General features: G+C 63.4%; 8 protein-coding genes and 1 pseudogene. 1 reads left to right on the top strand and 8 read right to left on the bottom strand.

Going from position 1 to position 6,543, the window contains the following annotated elements; genetic code table 11:
* The 7 genes from glyS to ACEW8Q_RS03105 all read right to left on the bottom strand — a co-directional run.
* Positions 1–1,150 (bottom strand): glycine--tRNA ligase subunit beta (gene glyS, locus ACEW8Q_RS03075; RefSeq protein WP_373502585.1); only part of this gene is annotated, 1,150 nt, incomplete at its 3' end.
* 208 nt (positions 1,151–1,358) lie between these two features.
* Entirely contained in the window at positions 1,359–1,598 is a 240-nt protein-coding gene (locus ACEW8Q_RS03080; RefSeq protein WP_373502586.1) for a CDGSH iron-sulfur domain-containing protein, read from the bottom strand.
* Between the two features lie 68 nt (positions 1,599–1,666).
* Entirely contained in the window at positions 1,667–2,575 is a 909-nt protein-coding gene (locus tag ACEW8Q_RS03085) for a glycine--tRNA ligase subunit alpha (RefSeq protein ID WP_373502587.1), read from the bottom strand.
* A gap of 100 nt (positions 2,576–2,675) precedes the next feature.
* A complete protein-coding gene (locus ACEW8Q_RS03090; protein WP_373502588.1) occupies positions 2,676–2,858 on the bottom strand; it encodes a hypothetical protein in 183 nt (60 codons plus the stop codon).
* A 32-nt stretch (positions 2,859–2,890) separates the two neighbouring features.
* Positions 2,891–3,739, bottom strand: coding sequence for a S49 family peptidase (locus ACEW8Q_RS03095; protein ID WP_373502589.1), 849 nt, complete (start codon positions 3,737–3,739; stop codon positions 2,891–2,893).
* A 53-nt stretch (positions 3,740–3,792) separates the two neighbouring features.
* On the bottom strand, positions 3,793–4,605 hold the full coding sequence (locus ACEW8Q_RS03100) for a tRNA1(Val) (adenine(37)-N6)-methyltransferase (protein WP_373502590.1): 813 nt from the start codon (positions 4,603–4,605) through the stop codon (positions 3,793–3,795).
* A 16-nt stretch (positions 4,606–4,621) separates the two neighbouring features.
* On the bottom strand, positions 4,622–4,837 hold the full coding sequence (locus ACEW8Q_RS03105; RefSeq protein ID WP_373502592.1) for a DUF2007 domain-containing protein: 216 nt from the start codon (positions 4,835–4,837) through the stop codon (positions 4,622–4,624).
* A 170-nt stretch (positions 4,838–5,007) separates the two neighbouring features.
* On the opposite strand from ACEW8Q_RS03105, the gene ACEW8Q_RS03110 reads away from it, so the two are divergent.
* On the top strand, positions 5,008–6,027 hold the full coding sequence (locus ACEW8Q_RS03110) for a polyprenyl synthetase family protein (protein ID WP_373502591.1): 1,020 nt from the start codon (positions 5,008–5,010) through the stop codon (positions 6,025–6,027).
* A 3-nt stretch (positions 6,028–6,030) separates the two neighbouring features.
* Here ACEW8Q_RS03110 and ACEW8Q_RS03115 read toward each other — a convergent pair.
* Positions 6,031–6,543, bottom strand: a pseudogene (locus ACEW8Q_RS03115) (4-(cytidine 5'-diphospho)-2-C-methyl-D-erythritol kinase); the annotation flags it as partial.

The raw sequence follows: 6,543 nt of genomic DNA on the forward strand, positions 1-6,543 counted from the left end.
GGCGCGCGGCAAGCTCGGCCTTCTCGGCATCGGCGCCGATGGCTTTCGCGATCTCGCCGGCCAGCGCGGCGATGCGCTCCACGCGCTCGCCCTGGCTGCCGAGCCTGGCATGGAAGGTGATGGCATCGAGCTTTGCCGCCCAGTCGGCCAGCTTCACCTTGCGGTCCTGGTCCCAGAAGAACTTGGCATCGCTCAGGCGTGCGGCGATCACCTTGTTGTTGCCGGCGACGATCAGCTTGCCGCCGTCCTTCGCCACCAGATTGGCCACCATGAGATAGCGGTTGGCCAGCCGGCCGGTCTTGCTGTCGCGCAGCGCGAAGCACTTCTGATGGGTCTTGATCGAGGTGGCGATCACCTCGGGCGGCACGCTGAGGAAGCTCTCGTCGAAGCTTCCCATCAGCACCACCGGCCATTCGACCAGACCCGCCGTCTCCCGGAGCAGCCCTTCGTCCTCGATCATCTCGAGGCCCTGCGCGAAGGCGAGGTTGCGCGCCTCGGTGCGGATGGTCTCGGCCCTTGCCGCCGCGTCGACGATGACGAAGTCCTTGTAGAGCTTCTGCGCATAGTCCTCGAAGCGCCGCACGATGAAGGCGGGCCCGCCCATGATGCGATGGCCTTGCGTGACATTGCCGCTCGCGATGCCGTCCACCGCGAAGGGCACCACCTCGCCGTCGAAGGTACAGACGATGGATTTCAGCGGCCTGACCCAGCGCAAGGACCACGAACCCCAGCGCATCGACTTGGGCCAGGGGAAACTGCGAATGATCTGCGGCACGATCTCGGCGATGACGTCGGTCGCCGCGCGGCCGGCCTTGCGGATCACCGCGACGTAGAACTGGCCCTTCTTGTCGTCCTGCAGCGTAAGCTGGTCGAGCGTCAGGCCCGTCGATTTCAGGAACCCGTCGATCGCCTGCTGAGGCGCATCGACGCGCGGGCCCTTGCGCTCCTCGGCGACGTCAGCCGCCTTGGCGTCCAGCCCTTCGACCGAAAGGACGAGGCGGCGCGCGCCGCCATGGGCCTGCGCACCTTCATAGGTGAGGCCCGCCTCGACCAGCGCGTTGGTGACCATCGCCTTCAAGTCATCCGCCGCCTTCTGCTGCATGCGGGCGGGGATTTCTTCGGAAAAGAGTTCGATCAGCAGTTCAGGCATTGCAGGTCTCCGGACGCGCCCGGCACTTAGCAGTCCTGATTCTGCTTGTCACCTTTGGAGAGGGAGGGAAGAGGCCCTCATCCGGCCTGTCGGCCACCTTCTCCCATGGCAAGGCCACGGGAGAAGGCGCAAGAGGCGAAAGGCCTTCTCCCGTTCGCAGAATGGGAGAAGGTGCCCGAAGGGCGGATGAGGGCCTCTTGCGACCCGTTCAGAGCGCCTTGTGGCCGCCGTCGCACAGCGGCGCGTTCTTCGTGTGCTTGCAGGCGCAGAAGAACTTGCGGCCATTTGCTTCCGCCGTCCACTTCACCGGCACGAATTCAGAGCCCTTGTGCGAGCCGTCGCAGAAGGGCTGGTTCTTCGATTGCCCGCAGGCGCACCACCAGTAGTCCTTGCCCGCCTCGACCTCGATGGGAAGCGGCGACTTCTGGGCAATATGCGGTTCGGCCATGGGAAATCCTCTGGTGTTGATCTTGAGTGTGACCCTGTACGGCAATTTCCGGTGTTCGGATGATTGCGTCAGGCTGCGCGGCCGCCCGCCGTCTTGCTCCAGGCTTCGCAGCAGCCCTTGGCCAGTTCACGCACGCGGAGGATATAGGCCTGCCGCTCGGTGACGGAGATGACGCCCCGCGCATCGAGAAGGTTGAACGTGTGCGAGGCCTTGATGCATTGGTCGTAAGCGGGGAGCGCCAGTTCGTGGCGGCCGTCCTTGTCACCGGCGGCCAGAAGCGCGTGGCATTCCTTCTCGGCGTCGATGAAGTGCTGCAGCAGCGCCTCGGTGTTGGCGTGCTCGAAGTTGAAGCGCGAGAACTCCTGCTCGGCCTGCAGGAAGACATCGCCATAGGAAATGCGCTTTGCCCCGTCCTGGCCGTTGAAGTTCAGGTCATAGACATTGTCGACGCCCTGCACATACATGGCGAGGCGTTCGAGGCCATAGGTGAGTTCGCCCGAGACCGGCGCGCAATCGAGGCCGCCGACCTGCTGGAAGTAGGTGAACTGCGAGACTTCCATGCCATCGCACCAGACCTCCCAGCCAAGACCCCAGGCGCCCAGCGTGGGGCTTTCCCAATCGTCTTCCACAAAGCGGATGTCATGGAGCGAGCGGTCGATGCCGATCGCTTCCAGCGAGCCGAGGTAAAGCTCCTGCAGGTCGGGCGGCGATGGCTTGATGATCACCTGATACTGGTAATAATGCTGCAGGCGGTTGGGGTTCTCGCCATAACGGCCATCCTTGGGGCGGCGCGACGGCTGCACATAGGCGGCTGCCCAGGGCCTGGGGCCCACCGAGCGCAGCGTCGTCGCCGGGTGGAAGGTGCCGGCACCCACTTCCATGTCATAGGGCTGCAGGATCACGCAGCCCTTGCCGCTCCAGTACTGGTGCAGCGTGAGGATCAGGTCCTGGAAGGATTTCGTCGGATTGAGTGCCATGGGTCGGGTCCGCCTCGGAAAGCGCGCGGACCCTATGCGGCACGATTCACACCGTCAAGAGAAACTCCCGGCTCCCGCGATAAGGGGTCCGGCGCGCGGTTCAGGCTTCGGGGTAGTAGATGCCGGTGCGCGGGTCCTGGCGGAGGCGGCGCATCTGCTGCGGGCGGGCCTGACGGGTGGTGGCTTTCACCTTTACCGCCTGCATCTCGCGCATCACATGCCGCACTGCCAGAAGCGACAAGAGCCCGGCGATCAATACGGTTACAGCCTTCAGGACAAGCATCGGATCCTCCAATGACCCCATCATTACATTCATCATAAGCCGAAACGCGCCCAGATTGCACGCGTTTCTATGGCGTCGATCGCAGATGCCGCAAAATCAGGCGCCTGTGCCCCGAAACCCAGTCTTTTCAGGCCCCAACCCTGTGGCGCGCTGACGTTACGGATCACGACCTTGTCACCGAATTTCTGCTTCAGCACCTGATGCAGGTGGCCGATGCCGTCGACCAGTCCCCTGGCGAGCGCCTGACGTCCGGACCAGAAGGCGCCGGAAAACAGTTCTCCATCATTGTCGGCGAGTTTGGCCCCGCGCCTTCCCTTCACCAGATCCTTGAAAGACTGGTGGACGTCGGCCTGCAGGCTCAGCAGGTGGTCCACGTCCTCCTGCTTTTCGGGCTTGAAGGGGTCGAGCATGGATTTCGATTCGCCCGAAGTGTGGACGCGGCGCTCGATGCCGAGCTTGTTGATGGCCTCAACGAAGCCGAAGCCCGCCGAGACGACACCGATCGATCCGATGATCGAACTGCCGTCGGCATAGATTTCATCGCCAGCACAGGCCAGCCAGTAGCCGCCGGACGCCGCCACATCCTCGCAGAAGATCAGCACCGGCACCTTGTGTTCATCCGCCAGTTCGCGGATGCGGGCATGGATCAGGGCCGATTGCACCGGAGAGCCGCCCGGCGAATTGATGGTGATTGCAACGGCGGCGATGCCCTTGCGGGCGAATGCGCGTTCGAGAACGCCGTTCGCGGACTTGAATGTGAGCGCGGGCCGCAGCGGCGAACCCATGCCAATGGCGCCATGCAGCGCCACATGATTGACCACGGGCACGGACTTGCGGAACCGCAGCGGAACGAACCGGTCGAAAAAGGATTGCTTCCCCATGCCGCATAGGTAGGTGCGGCAGGGCTCAACCGCAAGTCAACAGGTTGAAAAGGTCAGCGCAGGCGCCAGGCCATGCCGTCGCGGAGGATGGCTTCGGCTTCCGGTGTGAACTGCGAACTCTGGTCATGGAGAACGAGGCCGGGCAGAAGCTGCATCGGCGCCTTGGAGCCCTTGACGCCCTGCACGATGATGCGCGAGGCGGCGGTGCCCTCGCGGGCATAGAGCGGGGCGATGCGGATATCGCCGAAACGGTTTTCCATCATCTGCAGCAGCTTGCCGAGGCTTTCGGCGCGGTGAACGATGGTCACCGTGCCGCGCAAGGTCACCATGGTGTGGAGAACTTTCACCCAGAGTTCGAGATCGTCCGGGCCGAAGGCGTGGGCCTGTGCCTTCAGGAGATTGGGAGACGGCGTCGACTTGCCATCCTCGAAATAGGGCGGGTTGGCGAAGGCGTGGCTGAAGGAACCGTGCGAGGGCATGGAGGCCAGGTCCTTTCGGAGCGCCTCCTTCACATCGGAATGAATGACACGGATATTGTCGGCAAAGCCGTTGCGCTTGGCATTCTCCTCGCAGAGCATCGCATAGCGGGCGGCAACTTCGATACCGGTCAGGTGGATGGTCGGATTGCGCGCCAGAAGGCAGAGGGCGGCAACACCAGTGCCGACGCCGGCCTCATAGACCGTCTCTCCGGGTGCGCAAGGAATGGCGGCAGCCAGGAACACCGAATCGATGCCGGCTCGGAACCCCTTTTCGGGCTGCAGGATGCGGAGGCGGCCATCGAGGAACCCGTCCTCCGTCAGGGACGCAGGAACGTTGCCCCCCGTTGGCGGGGGTGGCGGTGGGGCTGAATAAGCTGTCGCACTCATCTGCATCCGCCTCAATCTAGCCGTTGATGGTTAGCGAGGCGTTACCAAGAGCCAGTTTCGCACGCTCCAGAAAGCCATCGGCAACCATGATGCGGCGCGGCAGGATTCCGAGAGACCCCTCCAGCACGCTCATGTGGTCGTCAAGCTGCACATGATCGATCCCTTCCTCATTCAGCACATGGCGGACAAAGGACAGATAGACCAGATCGTTGCTACGGAGCAATTCCTGCATCATTCCGAGAGGTTGACCGCAATCCCCTGTCGAGTAAAGGGGTTTCCCGGGGCCATGATTGACGAAAACTTCGCAATTCGCGGCAAGCCGTCGCCCCAAGACTGACCATATTGGCCTCGCCGCCCGGCTGTGCTTTAACCGGGCCTGAAGAAAACGTGAAGGTAGTCTCCATGGGAGTCGTGATTCCGCTGGAAGGAGCGGGCAACAAGAAGCGGGCGAGCATCGAGCCGCTGGTGAAACTCACGCTCGCCGACATGGAGCGGGTGAACGAATCGATCCTCTCGCATGCGAAGAGCCATGTGGAGCTGATCCCCGAGATCGCCACGCATCTCATCAACTCGGGCGGCAAGCGCATCCGGCCGATGCTGACGCTCGCGGCCGCCCGCATGGTAGGCTACACGGGCGAGCATCACCTGAAGCTCGCGACCTCGGTCGAGTTCATGCACACCGCTACGCTCCTTCATGACGACGTGGTGGATGAGAGCGATCTCCGCCGCGGCAAGCAGGCGGCGCGCGTCATCTGGGGCAACCAGGCGAGCGTGCTGGTCGGCGACTATCTTCTGGGCCAGGCCTTCAAGATGATGGTGGAGACGGGCTCACTCGAAGCGCTGCGCATTCTCTCCAATGCCGCTTGCGTGATCGCTGAGGGCGAGGTGCTGCAACTGTCCGTCTCGCAGGACACATCCACCACCGAAGATGCCTACATGCAGGTGATCGTGGCCAAGACGGCGGCCCTGTTCTCGGCCGCAGCCGAAGTCGGCGCTGTTGTCGCCAACCGCCCGCACAGCGAACAGGCGGCACTCGAGTCCTATGGCCGCAATCTCGGCATCGCCTTCCAACTCATCGATGACGCGCTCGACTATTCGGGCACGACAGAGAAGCTGGGCAAGGGCGTGGGCGATGATTTCCGCGAGCGCAAGATCACGCTGCCCGTGGTTCTCTCCTATCGCCGCGGTGCCGCCGAAGAGCGGAATTTCTGGAAACGCACGCTGGAAGACGGCGACCAGACCGACGCCGATCTGGGCTATGCCAGGAAGCTGATGGAACGCCATGGCGCCATTGCAGACACCATCGACCGCGCCAACCACTATGGCGACATCGCGCGCGACGCACTGGCGATCTTCCCGGATTCGGAGCTGAAGAACGCGCTGCTAGAAGCCGTCGATTTCTGCGTGGCGCGAGCTTACTGAACCTCAGGAGAGAATGGCCCTCGCCGTCCACCAGCGGGAATCGAGATCGAGGTTTGTTTCTTCTCCGTCGCAGAGAGCAACGCATGTGGCACCCGAGCCCGACATGAAGGCGCGGGTGACGCCGGGCAGGCATTCGAGTCTGGCGATGACGTCGCCAATCACCGGAGCGATGGCCTTGGCCGGCGCCGCCAGATCGTTGCGCCAGCATCGCGGATCGCATTCGTCCGTGATCGGAGCATTGAAACCCTGCCCTTTCTCGAGGCCCAGCTGGCGGAAGACCTGAGGGGTCGGGACTTCCACCATCGGGTTCACGAGAATGGCATGGCGCGGCTCGAAATGTGCGAGCGGCGTGATGCGTTCGCCCACACCCCGCATCCGGCAAGGCCTTCCGGCCAGGCAGACCGGCACGTCGGCCCCGATCTTCAACCCGGCCGCCATGATGGTCTCATCAAGCGTATCGAGCCCCGCGAGTTTCAGGAACCCCCGCATGGCCGCGGCCGCGTTGGACGAGCCGCC

It is taken from the genome of Aestuariivirga sp. (assembly GCF_041738905.1).
Lineage (GTDB): Bacteria > Pseudomonadota > Alphaproteobacteria > Rhizobiales > Aestuariivirgaceae > Aestuariivirga.